Origin of the sequence: Parabacteroides leei, from assembly GCF_023369805.1 — a bacterium.
GTDB lineage: Bacteria > Bacteroidota > Bacteroidia > Bacteroidales > Tannerellaceae > Parabacteroides > Parabacteroides leei.
This window is the reverse complement of the sequence record NZ_JAMBQG010000010.1, coordinates 86,712-112,195: the sequence shown is the minus strand read 5'-3', so window position 1 is coordinate 112,195 and position 25,484 is coordinate 86,712. Positions and strand designations below refer to the sequence as shown.

The window sequence follows — 25,484 nt, the reverse complement described above, 5'->3', positions numbered from 1 at the left end:
TTTTTTAGAAACTTAGATTTAAACCGACCATGAAAGTTGTCGGACTCGGGGTATTGTAACCAGCCCCCCCCTCTGGGTCCAAACCTCTGAACTTAGTCCACAAAAAAGGATTCTGTACAGTAGCATAAACTCGTGCCTTTTCCAGAAATATATGGCTTAACAAATCCTTTGGGAATGAATATCCTAAAGTAATATACTTCACCCTAAGATAAGAAGCCTTTTCATAATAAACAGTATTTATATATGGAGGCGTTTCCCAATTGGCACTTGGCTTCGGATATGTTGTACTTGGATTTGTAGGTGTCCAGTAATCAACCTTAACTGAATTCCAACGCCCTTCCATACGTAACACCATATCATTATAGGCCATAGCGCCAACATTCGCATATAACTGGAATGATAAATCAATACCTTTATATTCCATATAGCTGGTCAAACCTCCAATCCAATCCGGTTGCCTCGTACCTAAAATAACACGATCCTCAGCATTAATCTTATAATCACCATTTTGATCTTTTGGACGGATTAATCCAAGTTCATATGACGCCCCATTTGCATTAAACTTTTCCATCTCAGCCCGATCTTCCGGTGTATCCTGCCAGATACCATCAAATTCATAGTCATAATGAATATCTATAGGTTGTCCAATAAACCACTTAGAACCTATATCATCCTGTTTTTTGCCATATAGTTCAACGATCTGTTCTTTATTGGTATAGAACATCAGATCTACATTCCACTTGAAATCCTGATTATCGATTAATTTCGCATTCAAACTAATTTCCAGACCAGTATTCTTAGTTTTTCCAATATTTTGAAGTACGGAATTAAAACCTGAAACAACAGGTAAATTACGAGGCATAAGTAAATCATACGTATGCTGACTATAAACATCAATTGCTCCACTCAAACGATAATTAAAGAATGAGAAATCCAAACCGACATTGACCTGTCCTGTCGTTTCCCAAGATAATAAAGAATTCGGCATACTATTTGGAGCATATGAAATCTGGAGACTCTCATCCCAAACATATCGATTCAACGCCAAGCTTCCTTGCGTTTGATAAGGAGAGACAGCAGAATTACCTGTTTTACCATATCCTATCCTTAATTTCAAATCATCTAAAAAGTTAACAGGTTTTAAGAATGCTTCTTCCTTCATTCTCCATGCAAAAGAAGCAGAAGGGAAAAATTGATATTTATGTCCGTCTGCCAACACTGAAGAACCATCATAACGCCCGGATAAAGTAAGTAAATATCTGTCCATCAATCCATAATTAATACGTCCCATAAATGACAACATTCTCCATGTCGTCAACTTACTGGACACACCTCTAACTTCACTTGCCGCTCCAACATTATAATATTCCTGATATTCTGCGGGTAATCCCTTCACATTAATATTATATTCTTCAAAATGAAAATCTTGAGCCTCCTGAAGTAAAGTAACGTTTAGACGATGCTTTTCTTTAAAAACATTATCATAATACAATATATTATTAAATGTATACAGGTCTAAAGAATTCCCTCCATATTCCGCTTCCGGCAAAGAACCGCCCAAAGCCATATTCGAACGAAATTTACCATCTCTAGCTGTACGGTGATCCAAACCAAAATTAAAGCGATATTTAAAATTTAATGGTAATTTTACTTCTGCATACACATTGGATAATAGACGGTTTCTCCGGTTTTCCGTTTGCCTACCAGATATTTCAGCTACAGGATTAATGGCCAAACCATCACCTCCCGGATACATAGTCAATGTCCCATCTTCATTATATGGACTAGCCAAAGGACTCATATTCCGTGCTCTTTCATACAGATTGCCGGAACTATTTTCAATCACTCTCGAATACATCGTAGAGGTTCCAAGCGTTAAAAAAGAATTTACTTCATGATCCACATTTGTTCGAATACTAAATCGTTCATAGTCCTTATCTTTCATTATACCTTCATTTGAAAAATAAGCACCTGAAAACATCACTTTAGTTTTCTCCGAACCTCCAGTCACTGTCAACTGATGATTCTGAATATTCCCTGTTCGCATAACAGCATCAACCCAGTCAAAACTTCTCACATTTGATGGATTATAATTTCCATTTTCATCATACCCCATCATGACAGACTCCATAACATAAGGATCTTTACCAAATATACCATTCTTCTGGTCCTCTGACTGATCTGGAGTTATAGATCCATACTGATTACTTGGCTTATTTCTATAAGCTTCTCTTACAAATTCTGCGAACTCCGCACCATTCATTATATCCAGATTCCGCAGTGGTTTCTGTATCCCATAATACCCATCATATTCAATCCGTGTTTTTCCGGCTTTGCCTCTTTTTGTGGTAATTAAAACGACTCCATTCGCTCCCCGAGATCCATAAATAGCAGTTGCAGAAGCATCTTTCAACACTTCAATGGATTCTATTTCACTTGGATTTATTTCATTAATCCCCCTGTCTATAGGAATACCATCAATCACATAAAGAGGGTCATTAGAAGCACTTAATGATCTTCTTCCTCGAATTTGTATACTTCCTGAAGCTCCTGGATTCCAATTATCTTGTGTTATATTTACACCAGCAATTTTACCTTGTAGCGCCTGTACAGCATTTGTTGTCGCTTGTTCTGTTATTTTTTTCGCACTAACAGAAGCAATAGCTCCTGTCAAATCTCTCTTTCTTTGCGTTCCATAACCGACAACAACTATTTCATCCAGCTTCTGAGTATCTTCCATTAATATGACATCTATCGCACTATTATCTCTGACTGTTACTGTTTTATCTAAAAAACCAATAAAAGAAATATTCAAAACAGCATTTTCTCCAACCTGTAATACAAAAGATCCATCAACTCCAGTTATTGTTCCATTTTGAGTATCTTTCTCTACTACATTTGCACCAATAACAGGTAAACCTGTTCCGTCTTTGACAATTCCTTTAATGGTTCGTTTTTGAGAAGTTCCACTCTTATTTTCTACAATAATAACATGGTTATTATTAAATGAAAATGAACAATTCAATCCTTTCAGTAATTGTTCCAAAACAATCTTCACACTTCCTTGTTTCGGAAGTTTACCAATAACCTTCGCACCATCAAGAACCGAAACATTGTAATCTACAAATAAATTTGTTTGTTGTTCAATTTGCTTGAAGGCATCCTTTAATGTCAGATTATTACCTGACAATATAACTGGTTGATGTTGAGCCGATACCCATATATTACAGATTAATAGAAGGCCAACAAAAACTACACGTGAGAATCTTTTTCTCACTTTTACATGTATTAGATCCGTTAATTTCATATATTTGTATGTTTGAAAATTGAATACTAGTTATTTACAACGCATTACGTTGAGTCAAAAAAAGCTATTTTTCGATTTCGAACGCCGGAAAGAGGGATTTTCGCACTTTCTATCTTTCCGGCTTTCTTTTATTCATAATTATTATCTCCTATAGATTAGTTTATAAAAACAACATTCCCCTTTACTTTATATCGTATTCCCACTAATTGCTGTAAAATGGTTAGAACATCCTCCAATTCTTCATCCGGTGAAAATTTAACATTATAATATTCACTTGCATATTTATGAGAATTGTAATGAATCGTAACATTAAACTTACGCTCTAAAGAAGTCATTAAATGATTGAATGAAGCGTTTTCAAAAATCAAATAACCACTTCTTTCTTTTTGATACAAAGAAATATCTACTGATTGAACTCGTACTGTATGAGCCACATGTGAATAAATCAATTGCTGATCTGGTCGCAAGATGGTCGGCTGGATATTCCCTTTCTTTACAGCAACTAATACGCTACCCTGTTCCAATGTAGCTGTAGAACATGTATCATTAGGATAAGCCTCGACTGTAAATACAGTTCCCAACGCCTGCACATCCAGATAAGTTGTCTTTACAATAAAGGGCTGTTCAGAATTCTTATGAACAGAGAAAGCTGCTTCTCCCGTAAGATAAACAGTTCGGGTATCTGTATTTGTAAAATCTTTCGGATAAACCAACAGTGAACCTGCATCTACCCAAACACTCGATCCGTCAGGTAACATAACTTGCTTACTCTCTCCATAAGGTACAAAAACTTCGGTCATTTCCAGATGACGGGTAGGTTTAAATGACTCTGTTAACCAATAGGTTGTTAGTACTGTTACTAACATCAACACAACAGCAGCTACATATTTCAACAATTTACGAGGCAATGAAGCCGAACGCTTCCAGGTAACAGAACTAACAAAAAGATGCTTCCGTAAAACTTCCCAATCATTATAAGTAGAAGCCGTTACCTCTGACCGGGATTTTTCCCATAACTCCTGCAACATCTCTTCCTTTTGTATCTTCTCGTCATCTGCCTTCAACCAACGTCCAAACAAAATACACCCATATCGGGAAAAATGTTTCCCGAAGTATAGCCGCATGAGTTGTTTTGTATTGTTGTTTTCTTTCATAAAATATCCGCCTTTATAAGAATGTAGGTTAACCGGCCGGATACACACAACCTAAAAAAAGTTTTTCTGAAAGTTTCAATCATTTTCTTTAGTTGAAACTTTTGTTCCACCTAAGTGAAACACTTGTTTCTCATATATGAAACAGTTGTTTCTCCATAGTGAAACTCTTTTCGAAATAAAGACTTTTATTCTAAACAAACGAGGAAGAAAAGATAAAGTACCTTCCGAAGAATAGCCAGTGCAGCCGTCAGATGATTTTCGACAGTTCGTTTGCTGATATTCAGGCGGGTTGCGATCTCATCATTAGATAAGCCCTGTTCACGGCTCATTTGGTAAATCAATTTACGTTGGGGAGACATCTGTTCGACTATACGGCTGATAATACCCTGCAACTCACGCGCAAACAGCGCCTCCTCTTCCGATTGGGAGATGGAAGCCTCCAACAAAAACTCATTCGTATATTTCTCAGAAACAGCAAGACGGTCGAAATAATCATAGACGGTAAAGCGTGCCATCTGAAAGAGATAGGAGGAAAAAGAACGGACATCTTTCAGTTTTTCCCGGTCTTTCCACAAAGTCAGAAACAAATCCTGGGCTATATCACGACTGACTTCCTTGTCGTGCGTCAGGCCGACAAGGAAGTATACCAACCTAGGTTGGTAGCAGAAAAAAAGCTGTTCGAAAGCTTTTATATTCCCTTTTGCGATCTCCTTCAAGATATGTTGTTCCCCTGGTAATTCCATAACTAACGCGAAGTAGCAAAAAATATCAGAAATATCAAAATAAAAAGATTCGGATAAAATAATTTGTATCTTTGACCCCAATCAATCGACAAACTAAGAAAAACTGACTGAACTAAGATAAAATGAAACAATACAACTTTGACGAAGTTATTGAACGCCGCGGAACCAATTGCGTCAAATACGATGCGATCAAAGAGCGGTACGGCAATGAGAACCTGACTCCTCTATGGGTTGCCGATATGGATTTCCGGACACCGGACTTTATTGTAAATGCCATTAAAAAGCGTTGCGAACACGAAATATTCGGCTACACTTTCGGATCTGATTCTTACTATCAAAGTATTATAGAGTGGGTAGATTATAAACAAAAATGGAAAATCAAACGGGAATGGCTCAGCTACATCCCGGGTATCGTGAAAGGTATTGGCTTTGTGATCCAATGTTTCACCAAACCTGGCGATAAAGTGATTATACAACCTCCCGTATATCATCCTTTCCGCATTGTTCCAGAAAGTATGAAACGTGAAGTCGTCAATAACCCGTTAAAACTGGTGAACGGCGTTTATGAAATGGATTTCGAACATCTTGAATCTGTCATCGACAAACAATGCAAAATATTGATCCTCTGTAATCCTCATAACCCGGGTGGTATTGTCTGGAAAAAAGACACATTAGTCAAACTTGCAGAAATCTGTGCAAAGCATAATATTCTGGTAATCTCCGATGAGATACATGCAGAAATGGCTTACCCACAATTCAGTCATCACCCGTTTGCGACCGTATCAGAAGCTGCCGCTTCCTGCAGTATCACTTTCATGGCCCCAAGTAAAACATTCAATATAGCAGGTATCGTAACTTCCTATTCTATTGTGCCTGACGAAAAAATAAGAAAGGAGTTCTATGAATTTCTGGAAGCCGGAGAGTTAGGCGACGGTACGATCTTTGCTTATACAGCAACAGAGGCCGCTTATACCTATGGTGCCGAATGGTTGCAACAAATGCGGATGTATATAATGGAAAATGTCCGTTTCGTCGACGAATTCTTCAAAGCAAAACTCCCGAAGATTAAAGTATATCCACCACAAGCATCATTCCTCGTCTGGCTGGATTGCCGTGATCTGAAATTAAGCCAGGAAGATCTGGTCAAACTCTTTCAGGAAAAAGCTGGTTTGTTGTTAAATGATGGAAGTATGTTCGGTCCCGGTGGGGAAGGTTATATGCGATTGAATATCGGCTGTCCACGCTCCATACTGGATACGGCATTAAATGCTTTGAAAAAAGCCATCGATAAAAAATAAATATAAAAAGCAGGTTCATAACGAACCTGCTTTTTTATTACTTGACAGCTGCTATTCCCGCTTTTTTATCCTGATCAAGCACATGGCCCAGATAATCGTACCGGATAATCATATCAGATATTTCCCAAGCCTTTTTTGCCACTTTAATATCCTCTTCAGGAACTCCAGTAGTATCTCCCACTATATTCAACTGAGGGTCGACCTCAAAATTCGCTTTGTGCGAATCCAGTATACTTTCTCCTATACCTCTCCACCAATAATCATTCAACCCCAATAAGTCCAGTAATGTAGGGTAAACATCGATCTGCCCCATCACTTTTCCATGATACAAGTTGAAAGGGGCATTCAGAATTATCAGCGGAACAAACGATTTATCTGAAACAATCTGTTTCCCTACCGGATCATTACAAAGCTCTTTCCTCACAGTACCTAACGCTTCGTGATCTCCCATAATCATAACCAAGGTATTATCAAAACGGCTGTCCGCACGGAGTTGTGTTACAAACTCCCCTAGTGCCCGATCCGTATAGTTCGCCATGGTCATATAATTATTAAGAACTTCCGGAACTTCGGGAGAAAAGAATACCTTTTTCAGAGAGTCAGGCAAAAGAAAAGGATTATGCCCGGAATAAGTAATGCACTGCAGAAACGTATTTCCCGATTCATTCCAGACTTCATTATTTTGTATCTTCTTCAAACACTGACGCAAAAAGGCACGATCGCCCACCTGTCCACGGGAACCTACCGGCTCCTCTTTGATAAAACAGTTCTTCGAAACCAGACTATCGTATCCCATCGCAGGAGTAATTACACACTGGTTCCAGACCATCGGCTTATCAACCGTCAGACTATAAGCCTCACTATCTTTGTGTTTCTTTTTGAAAGCTTTTGCCAGTGAAGGGTAATATGAATCCGGGAACTTTATACTATAAGGACCGGAGCTTATAGGTAAAAGTCCGGTATTGACCAATAATTGAGCATCGATAGAACGCCCGCCTTTTACCTGCGATAAGACATGGGGAGCATAGATTACAGATGAATCCTTTAATATACGGTTCAGGTTTGGAGTGATCTCCTGCCCTTCTACAGTTTTATTCAACACCCAACTTTCCAGAGATTCTGCTAAGATTATAATACAATTCTCCCTTGTATAAACTTTTGGGAGAACGGATTTATAATCCGTTCTCCTGGTTAACCAGGAGTCGATACGATTTTTTATTTCGGGAGTGTATGTGATGTTATCACATGAATAATCATAATAAAGGGAGCCGAATATCGTATACATCGGTATATTACATGTATGAAGGTAAGCATCCTGCAATCTCTCGTAGGCGGCCTTAAAACCATTTTGACTCCAAAGCTTAATGGCGGGAAATAAAGACACCAATAATATCAAACAAATATAACGTACAAATACAAAAGGTGTTTTATCCCCGTTAACAGGCTGGACTTCCTTCTTTTCGCGATAGTATCGCCACCACAAGACTCCGGAAAACAATGTTGAAAGAGGGAAAAAGGCATCTGCTATTCGCATCGAATCGGACACACTACTTGAGAAATCAGTTAAGTTTGCCGCCAACAGATAGCTGTCTAAAGGTATTGCTGTAAAATAAGTCCGGAAATACATCAGATTGGCTATGAACAGGCAATCCATCAATACGAAGATAACCAATGTCACCTTTACTGTCCGGAAACATACTAACGGCAATAATAAAAATAAGGACACCAATAGAGTACCAAGATATGTTTCAACCTTCGAGAAAGGAGTAAACGTAGATAACATGCACCAAAGCAAATTAAACCACATAAATTTCAGGACCAATAAAAAGAAAAATAAACTTATCAACCTCCTTCTTTCCTCACAACATGGAAAGAAAAAGTCTTTCAATTTAGAAAAACACATGTGTAACTATCACTTTATAACTTATCGACAAACACTACTTATTCGCTATATAATTCCGAATCCGCAAATTCTTTTATTCCGGCTGCAAAGATAGCTATATATTACAGATTAAAACATTACATATCTTTATTTTTAAAAGAATAACCTGATAAACTCGGAAATTATACGTAAATTTGTCTCGTTTTATTTATTACAAATACAATTAAAAATGAAAATTACAGCAAATAAGTTCGTTGCGGTTACATACGACCTGAACGTAGGAGAAGGTGAAGAGCGCGAGTTGATGGAAAAAGCAGTTGCAGAAGCTCCCTTAAAATTCATCTTTGGAACAGGCGCCATGCTTCCTGCTTTCGAAGATGCTTTGAAAGGTCTTGAAGTAGGTGACAAGTTCGACTTCTCTATCGCTCCTGCCGACGCATACGGAGAATATGTGGAAGATCATGTATTGGATCTGCCGAAAAACATTTTTGAAGTTGAAGGTAAATTTGACTCAGAAGTCATCAAAGAAGGTAACACAGTTCCTATGATGGATTCAAACGGTAACCGTCTGAACGGTTCTGTTCTTGAAGTAAAAGACGATGTAGTTGTTATGGACTTCAACCATCCGTTGGCTGGTGAAACTTTACACTTCAGCGGTGAAGTTATCGATGTTCACGAACCGACAGCAGAAGAAATTGCAGCATTATCAGCTCCGGCCGGTGGATGCGGTTGCGGATGCGATGACTGCGGAAGCGATTGCGGTGACCACGATCACGAAGGTGGTTGCGGATGTGGTAGCTGCCACTAATAAATAAATGAAAGATGCAGAATGGGGAATGAAGAATTAATAGAGATTCTGCATTCCTCATTTTTCATTTTCAGACTCATTTTTTAATCTCCACTTTTCATTTATTAATATGAATACATTCGGAAATATATACAGATTAACCTCGTTCGGCGAGTCACATGGTCCGGGTATCGGAGGTGTTATCGATGGATGTCCGGCTGGTATCGAGTTGGACACAGACTTTATCCAGCAAGAGTTGAATCGTCGTAAACCTGGCCAGTCAAAGATCACAACCCCCCGTAAGGAAGATGACGAAGTACAATTCCTATCCGGAGTTTATGAAGGGAAGACTACCGGTACACCGATCGGATTCATTATCTGGAATAAAAACCAGCATTCGTCTGATTACGACAATATGAAAACGGTTTATCGCCCTTCACATGCGGACTATACTTATCAAATGAAGTATGGTATCCGTGATCCTAAAGGTGGTGGACGTTCGTCGGCTCGTGAAACGATAGCCCGATGTGTTGCCGGCGCAATCGCCAAGCTTGCACTACGCCAGACAGGTATAAATATACAGGCATTCACCTCACAGGTCGGCCCTATCAAACTGGATGGTACTTATAAAGATTATGATCTGAATCTGACAGAAGAGAATGCAGTAAGATGTCCCGATCCGGAGAAAGCCGCCGAAATGGAAAAACTGATAGCAGAAGTGAAGTCGAAAGGCGACACGATCGGTGGTGTAATTACCTGTGTGGTTAAAGGTACGCCTGTCGGACTGGGAGAGCCTGTATTTGGTAAGCTGCATGCGGCTTTAGGACACGCCATGCTAACAATCAATGCAGTGAAAGGGTTCGAATACGGTGATGGGTTTAATGCCGCTCTTTACCGCGGTTCCGAACGTAACGACCGTTTCTTTAACGACAATGGGCACATCAATACCCGTACAAATAATTCAGGAGGTATACAGGGCGGTATTTCCAACGGTCAGGATATTTATTTCCGTGTTGCATTCAAATCGGTAGCAACCATCCTTATGGAACAGGAAACCGTTGATATGGAAGGAGAAGATACTATCCTGAAAGCTCGCGGACGTCATGACCCATGCGTCCTGCCTCGCGCCGTTCCCATTGTGGAATCGATGACGGCAATGACATTATTAGATTATCTGTTGCTCCAAAAGACAAGAGAGTAAAACAGTTGACCAGTGACAGTTGACAGTTTGGGACTCGAATGCGAAGCTTATCTGTCAACTGTCACTGGTCAACTATTCATGATGATAAGGCTCATTATTCAAGATTGTCATTGCCCGGTAAACCTGTTCTATAAAGATTAAACGGATCATCTGATGCGAGAAGGTCATTTTGCTTAATGAGATCTTTTCTGAAGCGGCTTTATAAACAGCCTCACTGAATCCATAAGGGCCGCCGACAACGAAAACCAGGCGCTTCGAAACCGTATGCATCTTCCTTTCAATATAAGCTGAGAATTGCATCGAAGTAAACTCTTTACCTTTATCATCGAGCAAGACCAATTGATCGCCAGCCTGTAACGCCTTTAAAATCAGTTCTCCCTCCCTTTCTTTTTGCTGTGATTCCGACAAATTCTTTACGTTCTTTATATCCGGGATAACCTCCATTTCAAATGGGATGTAATGGACTAAACGGTTTTTGTATTCATTGATTGCCTCCACAAAATAGCCGGCATCCGTTTTACCTATTACGACCAGTGCAATTTTCATTCGTTTACATTATTAGTATTGAAGGCGCTAATTTACAGGAAAAATACATACCTTTGCATCAGAAAACTCATAAAAAGAGGAGATAGCTTATGAAACGATTATTACTTACATTGGCATTGATACTCTCATTTTTGAGCGTCATGGCGGCCGATATTACTCCTATATCAAATGCCTTCAAAGGAGGAAATGCCTCTTCACTGACAGGAGCGATGGATCAGGAAGTAGACATTGCCTTGCCCGGCTCTTCCAAGAAATGCAATGGAAGCGAAGCTGTTAAGATGCTTTCTACGTTCTTTGGCAGCAATAAACCTACAGGTTTTTCCGTAGTTCACCACGCAGATAAAAAAGATGCCGGTTTCTTTGTCGGTAAACTTCCGACAGCCTCTGGCGAATATCGTGTGAACATCACTTACCGTGCCGACGGCGACAAAGCGATTATACAATCAATCAGAATAGAATAACAAATGGATCAGTTAATTGACGACTTAATTAAATTATCGTTTGCCGAAGATATCGGCGACGGCGATCATACAACTTTATGCTGTATTCCCGAAACAGCCATGGGAAAGAGCCAGCTTATCATTAAAGAAGATGGTGTTCTGGCCGGCGTAGAGATGGCAAAACGTATCTTCCATGACTTCGACCCGGAACTAAAAATGACTATCTTTATTAATGACGGTGCAGAAGTAAAGAAAGGGGACATTGCTTTTACAGTAGAAGGAAAAGTACAATCCCTATTGCAGACAGAGCGTCTGATGCTGAACGTTATGCAGCGCATGAGCGGTATCGCTACAACCACCCGTAAATATGTTAAAGCATTGGAAGGCACCAAAACCCGCGTATTGGATACCCGCAAAACAACACCGGGTATGCGTATGATGGAAAAAGATGCTGTTAAGATCGGCGGCGGCGTTAATCACCGTATCGGACTTTTCGATATGATCCTGTTGAAAGATAATCACGTAGACTTTGCCGGTGGCATCGAACAGGCCATTACCCGCGCACAGAACTACTTGAAAGAAAAAGGCAAGAACCTGAAGATCGAAATTGAAGTACGTAACTTCGACGAACTGCAACAAGCCATGAACGTAGGTGGTATCGACCGTATCATGCTCGATAACTTCAATATTGAAGATACAAAGAAGGCAGTCGAAATGATCGGCGGACGCTTCGAGACAGAGTCATCCGGCGGTATCACATTCGATACGTTGCGTGACTATGCTGAATGCGGTGTCGACTTTATCTCTGTCGGAGCACTTACCCATTCGGTTAAGAGTCTCGATATGAGTTTGAAGGCTTGCTAAGAAATATTTATAAGGCGGATGATTCCGCCTTTTCTATTTTTATCCGATACGAACAACCTTATTATCTTTCAATTGATACTTCTCCCCGCTTTCCGGACAGACAGCCAAGCCATCCCCGTCAAAATGCAGCCGATGTCCATACTCACTCACCCAGCCAACCTGCCTGGATGGATTGCCAACCACCAGGGCATAAGGCGGAATCTCTTTAGTGACCACCGCTCCGGCACCAATCAAGGCATACGCTCCGATGTTATGTCCGCAAACGATCGTGGCATTTGCTCCGATCGTGGCCCCTTTGCCGACATGTGTTTTCATATACTGGCCTTTCCGGTTGATTGCACTCCGGGGATTGATTACATTTGTAAACACACAACTCGGCCCCAGGAAAACATCATCTTCACAAGTCACACCCGTATAAACAGAAACGTTGTTCTGCACCTTTACGTTAGTACCCAGAACGACTTCCGGTGATATCACCACGTTCTGTCCGATATTACACCGTTCACCAATCGTGCAACCCGACATGATATGGGAGAAGTGCCAGATACGGGTATCGTCGCCAATCGTACAACCGGGATCGATCACTGCTGTCTCGTGTGCCTGATAAGTTGCCATAAGAGATTATTTATAGATTAAGAAAATAGTCGGTTTCTTACTCAGGTCGGGCACTTTTCCTGCCCAATCCTTTACAGGGCGGGTATGGATATATTCATCTTCACAAGTAATATCCGAAGCAATACACAGCTTGGTCGACGGGCGGCAAGTACGGATCAGCTCCTCAGCCAGTTTATTGTTGCGATAAGGCGTTTCAATAAAAAGCTGCGTCTGGTTTTCCGAATAGATACGCCCTTCCAGCTTCTTGATCGTATTGGTGCGCTCCGACGCATCGATAGGCAGATAACCATGGAAGGCAAAACTCTGTCCGTTGAAACCGGAAGCCATGACTGACATCAGGATGGAAGACGGCCCCACCAACGGCACGACCGGATAGTTCTTCCGTTGAGCAATAGCTACGACATCCGCCCCCGGATCGGCCACCGCCGGACATCCCGCTTCAGAGATAACGCCCACATGCTCCCCTTTCGCCAACGGAGCCAGATAACCCGTTACGTCTTCCGGTGAGGTGTGCTTATTCAGTTCATAAAAAGTCAGGTCGTCGATAACGATAGACGGCTCCGTCTTTTTCAGGAAACGACGGGCAGTACGTATATTTTCTACAATAAAATGTTTTATCTGAAGGATGATCTCACGGTTATATTCAGGAAGAACCCGACGATGTTCAGTCTCCCCCAATGTAACCGGTATAAGGAAAAGCGATGCTTGCATACTGTTAGTTTTCTGCAAAGTTAGTACTTTTGCACCAAACAAACAGAATAAGATGGCACTTCCTATCGATTTTATCACACGTACCCGTGCCTTGTTAGGCGACGAATATGAGAAACTGGAAGCCGCATTGCAGGCAGATGTTCCCGTAAGTATCCGTATCAACCCAAAGAAAGGGACGAAAGCACCGGAGACTTCACGGGTATCCTGGAGCGAAACAGGATATTATTTACCCGAACGCCTATCGTTCACTTTCGACCCGTTGTTCCATGCCGGAGCTTATTACGTGCAGGAAGCCTCTTCCATGTTTCTGGAACAAGCCATCCGTACCTTCGTCAGCGAGCCGGTCAAATGTCTCGACCTATGTGCCGCACCGGGAGGGAAATCCACCCATCTATTAAGTATCTTGCCCGAAGGCAGTCTATTGGTCAGCAACGAAGTGATACGCAGCCGCAGCAATATCCTGGCCGAGAATATCACCAAATGGGGTAATACAAACAATATCGTGACGAATAACGATCCCGAAGAGATAGGCCGTCTCACCCATTTGTTTGACGTAATCGTCACCGATGTACCCTGCTCCGGTGAAGGCATGTTCCGCAAAGACACCGACAGCACCGGCGAGTGGAGCGTGGCAAACGTGAACCTTTGTGCTTCACGCCAACGGCGTATCATCCATGATATATGGGACGCGCTTAAACCGGGAGGCCTATTGATATACAGCACCTGCACCTACAATACGGAAGAAGACGAGGACAACATACATTATATATTGGAAGAACTGGGGGCCGAAGCCCTGACCATCCCTGTTAAAGAAGAATGGCAGATCGCAGGCGCACTGCGTTACGATCATCCGGTCTACCGCTTCTTCCCGCATAAGACCAAAGGGGAAGGTTTCTTCCTTGCCGCCTTACGCAAAGCACCCGGTGATACGAATGAGATCCGTCCCAAAAATAAAAACAAGAAAGAAAAAGGGAAAGCCTCACCAGCCGTCCCTTCTCTGGTAAATAATTGGATAGAGGAAATAGACAAGTTCCGCTTCGAACTGATCAATGACACCATACAGGCCATTCCATCGGCTCATTATGAAACCTGGCAACTGATTGCTGCTCAACTTCGGATCGTAACTGCCGGAATACGCATCGGTGAGCTGAAAGGGAAAGACATCCTGCCTACCCATTCGCTGGCATTAAGTACGGCGTTGAACAGAGAAGCCTTCACCTCCGTTGAAATCAGTTGGGAAGATGCTGTCAAATACCTGAAAAAAGAGGTTTTGCTCCTGCCCGAAGATACGAAGAAAGGTTATGTATTGGTTTGTTACAACGGCTTCCCGCTAGGATTTGTCAAGCATCTCGGTAACCGTGCCAATAACCTTTACCCCCAGGAATGGCGTATCCGTAGCGGTTACCTGCCGGACAAGGTTATTTTATATCCCGGCCACTAAGCAGATAGCTCTTGACAACTAAGGTCTTTGCTCCCGAAGGGTCAATACGCTCGGGCTACTACCGGCTTAGGGATATTCACCGTATAAAGAGCCGCTTCAATCTTACGTATCAGATTCCGTTTCATTGTCTCCGGAGCATAAACAAGGCCTTCCGTTACGACGATACGCTGAGTTCTCTCATCCAGAAAGGCATGACTGACAAACGGCCCTCCCATCTTATCGCCCACCATCTTCCACAAACCGCGCAATACGCCGCAATACCGGTTATTCAAAGTTATCGGTTCATAAGACAGGCCGACACGTGTTTCCGTTGCCATATATGAATTGGGGAAAGCACCGGGAAGGTTCACTTTCAGGACGGAGTCGCGTTTGGCTACCAGATAGTCTTCCGTAAATGTATTCGCATCTGTGTACGGAAAAGAGTAGACCAACAGGTCTATGCGTCCCGTCTTGGCATTATTGGAGACCCAGAGAAAGTCGGTTGTGTCTTTGAAGTAGGTCATATCGTCCGGTGCACAAAGCCGGATATTGAACTTTTCCTGTACTTTATCCATGGCCAGTTGGCTGTAATTCTTCTTCAGGATTGCCACACGCCGCTCTTTCTCTATCTTCGAAAAATGATTGACTATATCGGCTTCGTTCAGGGTTAGGTAAGTGACCAACTCTTCGGATGAAGGGGAACTGAGCTTTATTACCTCCTGCCCTGTCGCCCATTCGTCTTTGCTTTTACTCAAGGATACCTGGGTATATTTCGTTGCATCGATATCGACGATCAGGATGTTACGCACATATCTCAGCAAACCATCGAACGTTTCTTTCGGGGAGTAGGTTATACGCATGGAGGCTTCCGGCTGGGGAAGTCCGGGAACCGGTGAGGTTAACTGGGCCTTCACCATGTCTCCTGCCTCACTGTTCCAGTCTGTTTTATCCATAACCACCAGGACTTCGTAAGGTAATCCGGTAGCCCGTTTCTCTACGATCGAGGTATTACAACCAGCCAATGTAAGGAGTCCCAACAGACAAAAGGCTAATAGATGTTGTGTTCTCATAAGCTTCATTTGTTTGTATATTATCAGAGTTAATTATTCACTCCGACAAATGTAGGGGAGAAAAAGGAGAAGGGAAAGGATAGATACCGGACAAATACTATAAACGATAAAAAGATAATTATCAGCGATATAAATCAAACACAAATAACATTTCCACCATTTTGCAAGACAATCCCTACCGGCAGAATGATTAATAAAGTCGAATAAACTGATCCAGATCGGTCTTTTCATCGAGTTGCAAGCGCTTCTTCAGGCGACTCTTCGATTTGGTCAGGGCTTCGGTCGTGTTGTTGAAGACAGCCATCTGGTCTTTGCGTGCAAAGTTCCATTTAATCAGGCAGCATATCTCCTCTTCATGGCGGGTGATACCCGATTTCTCTTTCAACTCAGTGAGAAAGTTGTTGAAGAGAAGATCGGTAGTGTGCAAAAGTTCCGTCCATTCCTGTTTGGTCAGGTTGGTGCGCACGGGATCTTTCTTAAGTTGCATTACAAGGGAGAAAGCATCGGACATCCCTCCTAGGACCTCCAATGCACCGGAAGAAAGGCGTTCGATGATTTGCTCGCTTTCACGCACTTTCCGCTGATAATATTCCAAGTCGGCAACGCGCTCCTTATAGAGTTCCGACTCTTCCGTCAGGTTATGCAGGTCTTCTTCCAAGCGGTTGATCTGCTCGATGTACTCGTATTTCTCTTTCTGATACTGATAAATGGCCACCTTATTCTTCCTGATCTTTTCCTTCACCAGCCGGTGACGCTCCTTGTTACGTGCCATACGGATACCGATAATGTACCCCAATACCGCACCGGCTATCAGCGCAACCCAACAGAAGCAAAAAAGGAAAAAGGTCAGGGAAGAAGGATTGTCCATATCAGTTCATTCACAATTTATTCTTCAGATACTCATAAATAGCCAGTTGCGAACGTACCTTTTCGGAGGCATCATCCCGCTTGAAATTGTTATGCAACTGTCCGTCGATCAGGCAAGCCTTTACATTATCGCGCATCTGTATCTTCAGGATATCGATGACTTCCTGTTTGATCTCGGGCACCAGTATCGGAAAGGCAGTCTCGATACGGCGGTTCAGGTTACGCCGCATCCAGTCGGCCGATGTCAGGAAGACATCTTCCCGACCGTCATTATAGAAATACCAGATACGGGAATGCTCCAGAAACATATCGACGATACGGGTTATCCGGATATTGGCACTGTACGGTTGACCGGGCACCAGGCAGCAAATACCCCGGACAATCAGATCGATCTCAACGCCGTTCTCGCTGGCCCGATAAAGCTCATTAATCATATTCTGATCATGCAGCCCGTTCATTTTCAAAACAATCCGTCCTTTGCGTCCCTCCTTTACATGATCGATTTCACGTTGAATCATACGTTTCAGTCCAGGTACCATATTGAAACGGGCCACCAACAGATGGCGGAAGGTCGGTTCGGCCATCTTCCCTTCCAATACAGCAAAAACTTTGTTTATATCGGTTATGATCTCGTCGTTGCAAGTCAGCAATGCCATATCCGAATAGATACGGGCGGTCTTCTCGTTGAAGTTGCCTGTGCTCAGGTAAGCAAAGTCACGGCGTTTGTTCCCGTCCTCAGAGTCCTTCCGGATGATAACGGCAACTTTGGCATGTACCTTCAAACCGGGGATACTATATATAATACGTATACCGGCCTGCTCCATCCGTTCAGCGGTACTCATATTGTTTTCTTCATCGAAACGCGCTTTCAGCTCTACAAAGACCGTTACCTTCTTCCCGTTTTGTGCCGCACTGACCAGTGTATTGATCACCGCCGAATTTTCCGCCACCCGGTATTGGGTAATCTTTATCTCGTCTACTTTCGGATCGAAAGCGGCTTCCATCAGGAACCGGATCAGGTAGTCGAACGACTGATAAGGGAAATGCAACATGATATCTTTCTTCTTCACGGCACGGAACACCGATCCCTTTTCATCCAGATAAGGAATACGCATAGGGGAAGGGATCTGCTGCTCCAGCTCTTTTCCTTTCGGATTAGGCAACTTGGCCAGGTCCTGCAAATTCAGATAACGACCGCCCACCACCAGATCATCCGCAGTAATACCGAACGCATCACAGATAAAAGAAAGGAAATCGTCCGGCATCGCCCTGTCGTACATAAAACGGCTCAGGTCACCGATCTTCCGTTTCTTCACTTTCTTACGGATACTCTCCACGATATTTCCCTTCTCGTTCTCGAGGTAAATATCGGCATCACGAGATATCTTGATACTGTAACAGCTATCGATAATATATCCGGGGAATATATTGGCCAGGTTGGCACGGATGATATCATCGATAAACATGATATAGAACTTCCCTTCATGCTCCGGCAACTCGATAAAACGGGGAACCTTGGCATACGGTATCTTCATCATGGCATAATGATATTCAGGAGCTTGTCCCTCTTCCGGTTTCCGCTTGCTTTTCTTTATCATACGGATCACCAGGTATAAACGGCGGTCGCGGATAAACGTACGGATATCTCCGGCCTGTATCATTACGGGCGACAGGAAAGGGAAGACCTCCTCATTAAAGAAGTTATGAACGAACTCTTCATGGAAAGGTTCCGGTTCGCTTCCCTGATACAGGTAAATGTTCTGTCGATGCAGTTCGGGCAATATCTTTTCCGAAAAGATCCGGTAATATTCCCGTTGCTGGCGGTTCACTTCATTCGTTATCTCAGTCAACACTTCTTCAGCTTCGGCACCGCTTTCTTCGGTGAAGTTCTTTTTCATGATCACTCCGCGGTGTTCGGCCACACGTATTTCATAGAATTCTTCCAGATTGGAAGAATAGATAGACAAGAACTTAATCCGCTCATAAACAGGCAGCGTATCATCTTCCGCTTCCAGCAAAACACGGTAGTTGAAAGAAAGCCAACTGATGTCGCGTTTAAAGTATTTATATGAATTCTCCATCGTATTCTATTCTTAGCTGCGTAAATATAGATACTTTTGTAGAATAAAAGAAATTGTTATGATTAAAGTTGGACTTCTCTCGGATACTCACGCCTGGTGGGATGATAAATATGCGGAATACTTCGCAGAATGCGATGAAATATGGCATGCAGGAGATATAGGATCGGACGGACTGGCGGCACGATTGGCAGCCTTGAAACCTTTCCGGGCCGTATATGGAAATATAGACGGGCAATCACTTCGGCTGGAATATCCCGAAGTGGCTCATTTCAAAGTAGAAGAAGTAAATGTGATGATGACGCATATAGGCGGCTACCCGGGACGATACAACCCGGCTATCCGTAAAGAATTGTACGATACCCGCCCGAATCTCTTCATAGCGGGTCATTCGCACATTCTCAAAGTTGCTTATGATAAATATCTTAATTGTTTATATATCAACCCAGGAGCCGCCGGAAAGAGCGGCTTTCACCAGGTCCGTACGCTTGTACGTTTTGTTATTGATGGTAAGAATATTAAAGACCTGGAAGTGATAGAACTCGGTATTCGATAGTAAGTCTATTACTTTCCGCAGCAGAAATTTTCAGCCAGCAATATCGTATTCTGAAGATAAGAGAACTCCTGCTCAAAGTATTCACTGAATACACCTGAATGCAGGTTTTCTTCTACTTGTTTGGCAGTCCACAACTTTCCGCCTGCCTTTTTACATTGACTCAGTTGCTCTTCCGTACGAAGACAGATCACATAAAGTGAAACTAAATGTTTAACCTTCTCGTTTTCGAACGTATAACGTATCAGGAAACGAGGTGTTACATCCTCCTGTTCGGCCAGTTCGCCCACCGACTCACGCACAGTACTTTCAATACTATGCCTGAATAACACATAACTATGGAAAGGATAATCGATCGTATCAGGAGACACGAAAGCATCTTTACTCCTTTTCATCAAATACAGCATTCCGTTATGAATAACGGCTATCCGGACGATCGGATGGTAGTATTTCTTTGGCAGCGTACGACTTACCGAACGTGCAATACAACCAATCACTTTTCCTCCTTCATTCAACACCGGCAACCACATTTCTTTCCGTAAACTACCTTGCATCAACGACAAACGTACCTGTTCATAAAGAATAACAAGTATACCAACCAATACCCCCAGTTCCCTGTAAAGGAAACGCTCTGTATGTACACTCTGCATTGTATCCGGCAGGATACTGTATACCAGAATGGCAAACAGGTGCAATGTATATAAATTCTGAACAAGCTGGGCAATGAAATAAAATTCATTCAATGTTGTCCGCATTAAAGTCCGTTTATAAGTCGGATGAGCTGATGTTCGTATTTTCTTTAGTACCGAGCGCCGGGTAAAACCGATAAACGCAAGTACAACAACCAACAACACTTCCGTAATCAACGGAGAATAAATAAACAAAACCGGCTCGAGTTTCAAGCAAAGAAAAATAGAATATAACACGAGCGTCATTGCCGAAGGCAACAGCAGGAATTGATACACCTTATCTTTACTTAAGACCTGATAGAGAAAAATACATACAAAGCAAAAGGTAACGCCAATGATGAAAGACAACAGATAAGAAAAGTAATTGTCCAAAAACATAAACAACAGCAATGGCAATAAGCCAATGGCTTGGTTGTCCAATCCTTTCTTAACTTTGTTCATACCCTTTCCCCCTTTCTTCGCACTTTAATTATATAACAACGCAATTTGTTAAATGTTTTCGCAATTAAACATGCTTTTCGGCGTGATAAGAGGAACGAACCAGCGGAGCACTCTCCACCATACGGAACCCTTTCTCCAAAGCGATTGATTTATAATACTTAAACTGCTCAGGGGTGACATATTCGGAAACTTGAATATTTTTTCTTGAAGGTTGTAAATATTGTCCAATTGTTAATATGGAAGCCCCTGTAGCAAGCACATCATCCATCAGGCAGCATACCTCATCCGGAGTTTCCCCCAGACCGACCATGATGCCTGTTTTCGCTGTTGCTCCCTGTCCGGCTATGCGGGACAGGACAGATAAACTGACATCGTATTTGGCAGCACTACGAACCTGCGGGCTGATACGCCGTACGGTTTCCATATTATGTGAAATAATTTCAGGACCGGCAGCAACAACCATATCCACGAGATCAAGACGTCCCTGGAAATCAGGAATCAGAACTTCAACTGTTGTTTCCGGATTAACCTCCTTGATCGCACGGATAGTATCCACCCAATGCCGGGCTCCCATATCCGGCAAATCATCCCGGTCGACCGATGTTATTACTGCATGTTTCAAATTCATCAGGCGAATGCTTTCTGCCACATTGGCCGGCTCTAGGGGATTCAATGGCAACGGCTTACCTGTAAGTGTATTACAAAAACGACAGGAACGGGTACATATCTCACCGGCAATCATAAAGGTTGCGGTACCACGACTCCAACACTCTCCCATATTCGGACATTTGCCGCTTGTACAGATCGTGTGCAGACAATGAGACTCAACAATACTTTTAGTCCGTGTGAACTGTTCGTTCCCTCCAAGCCGGATCTTCAACCAATCCGGCTTTCTCAAATGTTCTGGCATTATAAATTATCAAATAAGAAATTAGACATCCTGGTATACAAATGATAACGGGTATTACCACCGTAAATACTGTGATTACGGTCTTTATAAACCTGCATATCAAACTGCTTACCAGCTTGTACCAATGCTTCTGCATAATCCATCGTTTGCTGGAAGTGTACATTATCGTCAGCAGTACCGTGAACCAGCAATAGCTTACCTTGTAAGTCTTTTGCCAGACGGATAGGCGATGTAGCAGCATAGCCCGAGAAGTTTTCCTTTGGCGTACGCATAAAACGTTCGGTGTAAACCGAGTCATAATATTTCCAGTCTGTCGGAGGAGCCACTGCGATACCGGCCTTGAAAGTACCGTTACCTACGCTCATCGACATCAATGTGTTGTATCCACCAAAGCTCCATCCCCAGATGGCGATACGGCTGGCATCCACATACGGCAATTTACCTAATGCCTGTGCAGCTTCCACCTGGTCTCTGGATTCCAATTCACCCATCCGCAAGTATGTACATTTGCGGAAGGCTTCACCACGTGCACCGGTTCCCCGGCCATCCACACTGACTACTATATATCCGTTAGCAGCCAGATAGTGTTCCCAGTCAAAACCGTATTTATCCAATACTTGTTGTGAATTAGGACCGCTATATTGAACCATTAACACGGGATATTTCTTCGATTCATCGAAATTCACCGGTTTAACGATCCAGGCATTCAGCTCATAATCAGAAGCTGTATGTACCTTGAAGAATTCTTTTTTAGAGAACGACGTATTAGCCAGCTTTTCTTTCAAAGCGGCATTATCCTGCAATACGCGTAACTCTTTTTTACTCTTTGTTTCGTTTACCGTAATCCGGGCAGGAGTGTTCGCGTTCGACCAGGTATTTACAAAATAAGCAAAGTTATCACTGAAGTCGGCACTGTTCGTTCCTTCTGCATCTGTCAACTTCGTTTTTACCCCTTTCGCATCTATCTTATAAACAGAACGACGCAACGGACTTTCTTCCGCCGATTCGTAATAAGTGACTTTTGTCGCATCGTCGTAACCGATCAGACGGGTTACATCCCAGTTTCCTTTTGTCACCTGACGCTGCATTACACCCGTCAGCGAATACAGATAAATATGGGAATAGCCGTCCTGTTCGTTTACATAAGTAAATCCGGAAGGGAAGAAATGTATAGAAGTCAACCATTCGGAATCTACATAACATTTATTTTCATCACGAAGGATCAGGCGCGATACACCGCTCTTCGGATTTACATAATACATATTGAAGAGGTTCTGCTGACGGTTTAAAGTCATTACAGCCAACTGGTCGGAATTAGTCGTGAAAATAATCCGCGGGATATAGCTATCTGCCTCAACCGGCACTTTCAGTTCCTTGATATCTTTAGTAGCGACACTGTAAGAATGCACGGTTACTTTCGAGTTATTTTCTCCGGCTTTCGGGTATTTAAAGTTGTAATAACCCGGATATAAACCGGTACCGTACATCTGCATGGAATATTCCGGAACTTCACTCTCGTCGAAACGGACATAAGCCAGGTACTCACTGTCGGGCGACCAGGCCATCAGGTTTGTAACTGCAAATTCCTCTTCGTATACCCAATCGGTAATACCGTTCAGGATTTTATTCAGTTCACCATCTTTGGTTACCTGCACTTCAGTATCGTAATCGAACTTACGAACCCATATATTGTTATCCACAACATAAGCACACATGCGTCCGTCAGGCGAATAAGTCGGAATCATCTGTTTATTCTTCGAGTCTGACAAAGGCTTTACGTAGTTACGACGCACGTCATAATCGTAAACGGTTGCCTTGAACGAACGACGATAAATCGGTTCAGTCTCTCTCCAAACCAATATATGATGACCGGTACTGCTGATATCATATCCATCGAAGTCATCAAATGTCGATTCGCGGGCAGTGCGGGCATTAAACAAGGTATCTACCGGATTACCCGTACGATATGAATATTTAATGATCATACTCCGATCCTTGTTCATTGCTGTATAATGCTCACCATCGGGCAACGACCGCATCTCTCCAATAGCCGTTACCTGACGGAATTTACCATCTGTAATTTCTTTTAAATCTACACGTTTGCTCTCGTTCTGAGCAGATACGCTTCCAATTATCGCCAATGAAAGCAAGAAACCAACACCCAATCGTTTCATGAATACTTCTAATTTTATTTTGAATAGGCCGCAAAGTTAGCATTTTATCATGGTAAACCCTTCACCTTTAAAGGTAATTTATGTACCAGCCCAGGTAAGTCCGGGCATTTTATCGTTAAATTAACCACCGGACATTGGTGATTAACCATTATAAATTACCTTTGCCTCATGGAAAACGTAAAGCCTTATAATGATTTCGGTGATTTTCTACGGAAAAAATTCCCTTACAAAGTACAGAAAATCTCTATAAACGCCGGTTTCACCTGCCCTAACCGCGACGGCTCCAAGGGTTGGGGAGGATGTACTTATTGTAATAATCAGACATTCAGTCCGGAATATTGCCATACAGAAAAAAGCGTATCCGAACAATTGGAAGAAGGCATCCGCTTCTTCTCCCGCAAATATCCGGAAATGAAATATCTGGCCTATTTCCAGGCATATACCAATACATACGATGAACTGAATTCATTGAAAGCCAAATACGAGGAAGCCTTATCGCATCCCGAAGTGGTCGGACTGATCGTCGGAACGCGCCCGGACTGTATGCCGGAAGCCTTACTGGATTATTTCACCGCCCTCTCCAAAGAAAAGTTTGTGATGATAGAATACGGATTGGAAAGTACATTGGATAAAACATTGATCCGCATCAACCGCGGACATACTTACGAAGAATCGGAAACAGCCATCCGCCGGACAGCCGAAAGAGGCATCTACACCGGAGCCCATCTGATCCTGGGCTTACCGGGGGAAAGCCGCAAAGAGATACTGCATCATGCCGATCGATTATCCGCATTACCGATCACTACGCTAAAGCTTCATCAATTGCAACTGATCCGCAACACCCGCATGGCGAAAGAATATGCCGATCATCCGGAAGAGTTCCATCTTTATACGGCCGACGAATACATCGACCTGGTGATCGACTTTATAGAAAAATTAAACCCCTCTATTGTAGTAGAGAGGTTTGTATCGCAATCCCCGAAAGAGCTGTTGATCGCTCCCGACTGGGGACTTAAAAACTTCGAGTTTACCGCTAAAGTAAATAAGCGTATTGCCGAAAGAAATGCACGGCAGGGACGACTATTTATTCCTTTTTCTTAGGAGCCAGTTCCCCGTAGAATGTGATATTCTGTTTATTGACAGGTGTCACATTTATAGTTGCAGAACCATTAGAGAATACCTGTACATTGAATGTATATGTATCGTCGTCTGTCTGGGCACGAAACTGTATTTGAGCGGTTCCCTTTTTGTTGAAAGAGGTTTGATAATCGGTAATTGATTTTTCAAATCGCAACCCGTCACCGCCACCATAAGGAGCCGAATATGCTCTTCCGAAATAAGGAAGATAGGAAATAGCCGAGTCGCCGCGCATTTCCAGAGAATAGGGAGAGGTCAGATTGAGAGAACGCCCTCCCATGGGTATCGCACGGTCCACATCTATCGTAAACCGTTTACATTCTATTAATTCTTTTACTTCTTTTTCTTTTTGTTCTTTCTTTTCCTTCTTGGTTTGGGCACAAAGGGATTGCCCTGTTAAAACGAGGACAATCCCCAGTATCCAGAATAACCTAACGTTCTTCATAACCTTAATAACTAATACACAATTTGCCTTCTATGTATAAGACAATTATAAGATGATAAAAGTTTAAGTCAGACTCGTTAATTTAACACAACAAAAGGTTAACAAAGTTATAGGATGATAAACCGGAGACAACCAACCTCATTTATAACACA

The 25,484-nt window shown here is 42.5% G+C and carries 22 protein-coding genes; 8 read left to right on the top strand and 14 right to left on the bottom strand.

What is annotated here, in order from left to right:
- Positions 1-4: 4 nt before the first annotated feature.
- The 3 genes from M1P97_RS15240 to M1P97_RS15230 form a co-directional block, all read right to left on the bottom strand.
- Entirely contained in the window at positions 5-3,307 is a 3,303-nt protein-coding gene (locus M1P97_RS15240; RefSeq protein ID WP_249389528.1) for a SusC/RagA family TonB-linked outer membrane protein, read from the bottom strand.
- A gap of 155 nt (positions 3,308-3,462) precedes the next feature.
- A complete protein-coding gene (locus tag M1P97_RS15235; protein WP_249389527.1) occupies positions 3,463-4,461 on the bottom strand; it encodes a FecR family protein in 999 nt (332 codons plus the stop codon).
- 185 nt (positions 4,462-4,646) lie between these two features.
- Positions 4,647-5,204 (bottom strand): RNA polymerase sigma-70 factor, encoded by a 558-nt coding sequence (locus M1P97_RS15230; RefSeq protein ID WP_249389526.1) that lies wholly within the window; start codon positions 5,202-5,204, stop codon positions 4,647-4,649.
- Between the two features lie 122 nt (positions 5,205-5,326).
- Between M1P97_RS15230 and M1P97_RS15225 the strand changes: the two genes are divergently transcribed.
- Complete coding sequence (locus tag M1P97_RS15225) at positions 5,327-6,502, top strand: MalY/PatB family protein (RefSeq protein WP_249389525.1); 1,176 nt, start codon at positions 5,327-5,329, stop codon at positions 6,500-6,502.
- 37 nt (positions 6,503-6,539) lie between these two features.
- On the opposite strand, the gene M1P97_RS15220 is transcribed toward M1P97_RS15225, so the two are convergent.
- Complete coding sequence (locus M1P97_RS15220; RefSeq protein WP_249389524.1) at positions 6,540-8,285, bottom strand: LTA synthase family protein; 1,746 nt, start codon at positions 8,283-8,285, stop codon at positions 6,540-6,542.
- Positions 8,286-8,613: 328 nt separating this feature from the next.
- Here M1P97_RS15220 and M1P97_RS15215 point away from each other — a divergent pair, with 328 nt between their 5' ends.
- Positions 8,614-9,192, top strand: a complete 579-nt coding sequence (locus M1P97_RS15215) for an FKBP-type peptidyl-prolyl cis-trans isomerase (protein WP_195371173.1) — start codon at positions 8,614-8,616, stop codon at positions 9,190-9,192.
- A 109-nt stretch (positions 9,193-9,301) separates the two neighbouring features.
- Positions 9,302-10,372 (top strand): chorismate synthase, encoded by a 1,071-nt coding sequence (aroC, locus tag M1P97_RS15210; RefSeq protein WP_195371171.1) that lies wholly within the window; start codon positions 9,302-9,304, stop codon positions 10,370-10,372.
- Positions 10,373-10,444: 72 nt separating this feature from the next.
- Here aroC and rlmH read toward each other — a convergent pair whose 3' ends face one another.
- On the bottom strand, positions 10,445-10,918 hold the full coding sequence (gene rlmH, locus M1P97_RS15205) for a 23S rRNA (pseudouridine(1915)-N(3))-methyltransferase RlmH (protein ID WP_195371161.1): 474 nt from the start codon (positions 10,916-10,918) through the stop codon (positions 10,445-10,447).
- An 89-nt stretch (positions 10,919-11,007) separates the two neighbouring features.
- Between rlmH and M1P97_RS15200 the strand changes: the two genes are divergently transcribed.
- Complete coding sequence (locus tag M1P97_RS15200) at positions 11,008-11,379, top strand: DUF4783 domain-containing protein (protein ID WP_087880576.1); 372 nt, start codon at positions 11,008-11,010, stop codon at positions 11,377-11,379.
- A 3-nt stretch (positions 11,380-11,382) separates the two neighbouring features.
- Positions 11,383-12,222, top strand: coding sequence for a carboxylating nicotinate-nucleotide diphosphorylase (gene nadC, locus M1P97_RS15195; RefSeq protein WP_010802146.1), 840 nt, complete (start codon positions 11,383-11,385; stop codon positions 12,220-12,222).
- A gap of 39 nt (positions 12,223-12,261) precedes the next feature.
- Here the strand turns inward: nadC and M1P97_RS15190 are convergent, their stop codons facing one another.
- Both M1P97_RS15190 and M1P97_RS15185 read right to left on the bottom strand, forming a co-directional pair.
- Positions 12,262-12,837, bottom strand: coding sequence for an acyltransferase (locus M1P97_RS15190; RefSeq protein WP_249389523.1), 576 nt, complete (start codon positions 12,835-12,837; stop codon positions 12,262-12,264).
- Positions 12,838-12,843: 6 nt separating this feature from the next.
- A complete protein-coding gene (locus M1P97_RS15185; RefSeq protein ID WP_249389522.1) occupies positions 12,844-13,548 on the bottom strand; it encodes an SAM-dependent methyltransferase in 705 nt (234 codons plus the stop codon).
- Positions 13,549-13,600: 52 nt separating this feature from the next.
- Between M1P97_RS15185 and M1P97_RS15180 the strand changes: the two genes are divergently transcribed.
- Complete coding sequence (locus M1P97_RS15180; protein WP_249389521.1) at positions 13,601-14,989, top strand: methyltransferase RsmF C-terminal domain-like protein; 1,389 nt, start codon at positions 13,601-13,603, stop codon at positions 14,987-14,989.
- A 41-nt stretch (positions 14,990-15,030) separates the two neighbouring features.
- On the opposite strand, the gene M1P97_RS15175 is transcribed toward M1P97_RS15180, so the two are convergent.
- The 3 genes from M1P97_RS15175 to M1P97_RS15165 all read right to left on the bottom strand — a co-directional run bounded on the left by M1P97_RS15175 (position 15,031) and on the right by M1P97_RS15165 (position 18,986).
- Positions 15,031-16,038 (bottom strand): DUF4837 family protein, encoded by a 1,008-nt coding sequence (locus M1P97_RS15175; RefSeq protein WP_195371155.1) that lies wholly within the window; start codon positions 16,036-16,038, stop codon positions 15,031-15,033.
- Between the two features lie 190 nt (positions 16,039-16,228).
- Positions 16,229-16,906, bottom strand: a complete 678-nt coding sequence (locus tag M1P97_RS15170) for a hypothetical protein (RefSeq protein WP_195371153.1) — start codon at positions 16,904-16,906, stop codon at positions 16,229-16,231.
- 10 nt (positions 16,907-16,916) lie between these two features.
- Positions 16,917-18,986 (bottom strand): RNA degradosome polyphosphate kinase, encoded by a 2,070-nt coding sequence (locus M1P97_RS15165; protein WP_249389520.1) that lies wholly within the window; start codon positions 18,984-18,986, stop codon positions 16,917-16,919.
- 58 nt (positions 18,987-19,044) lie between these two features.
- Here M1P97_RS15165 and M1P97_RS15160 point away from each other — a divergent pair, with 58 nt between their 5' ends.
- Positions 19,045-19,539 carry a metallophosphoesterase family protein gene (locus M1P97_RS15160; RefSeq protein WP_195371149.1) on the top strand — a complete coding sequence of 165 codons (495 nt, stop codon included), beginning with the start codon at positions 19,045-19,047 and terminating at the stop codon, positions 19,537-19,539.
- Between the two features lie 8 nt (positions 19,540-19,547).
- Here the strand turns inward: M1P97_RS15160 and M1P97_RS15155 are convergent, their stop codons facing one another.
- The 3 genes from M1P97_RS15155 to M1P97_RS15145 all read right to left on the bottom strand — a co-directional run bounded on the left by M1P97_RS15155 (position 19,548) and on the right by M1P97_RS15145 (position 23,750).
- On the bottom strand, positions 19,548-20,666 hold the full coding sequence (locus M1P97_RS15155; protein ID WP_075556262.1) for an NUDIX hydrolase: 1,119 nt from the start codon (positions 20,664-20,666) through the stop codon (positions 19,548-19,550).
- Positions 20,667-20,730: 64 nt separating this feature from the next.
- Positions 20,731-21,576: a lipoyl synthase gene (gene lipA / locus M1P97_RS15150; protein ID WP_195371147.1), complete on the bottom strand. Its 846-nt coding sequence runs from the start codon at positions 21,574-21,576 to the stop codon at positions 20,731-20,733.
- On the bottom strand, positions 21,576-23,750 hold the full coding sequence (locus M1P97_RS15145; protein WP_249389519.1) for a S9 family peptidase: 2,175 nt from the start codon (positions 23,748-23,750) through the stop codon (positions 21,576-21,578). The genes lipA and M1P97_RS15145 overlap by 1 nt, the downstream gene beginning before the upstream one ends.
- 168 nt (positions 23,751-23,918) lie before the next feature.
- Between M1P97_RS15145 and M1P97_RS15140 the strand changes: the two genes are divergently transcribed.
- On the top strand, positions 23,919-24,851 hold the full coding sequence (locus tag M1P97_RS15140) for a TIGR01212 family radical SAM protein (RefSeq protein WP_195371141.1): 933 nt from the start codon (positions 23,919-23,921) through the stop codon (positions 24,849-24,851).
- Here the strand turns inward: M1P97_RS15140 and M1P97_RS15135 are convergent.
- The gene (locus M1P97_RS15135; RefSeq protein WP_249389518.1) at positions 24,835-25,332 is read right to left on the bottom strand and encodes a DUF4251 domain-containing protein; all 498 of its coding nucleotides are present in this window, start codon (positions 25,330-25,332) and stop codon (positions 24,835-24,837) included. The genes M1P97_RS15140 and M1P97_RS15135 overlap by 17 nt on opposite strands.
- Positions 25,333-25,484 lie beyond the last annotated feature (152 nt).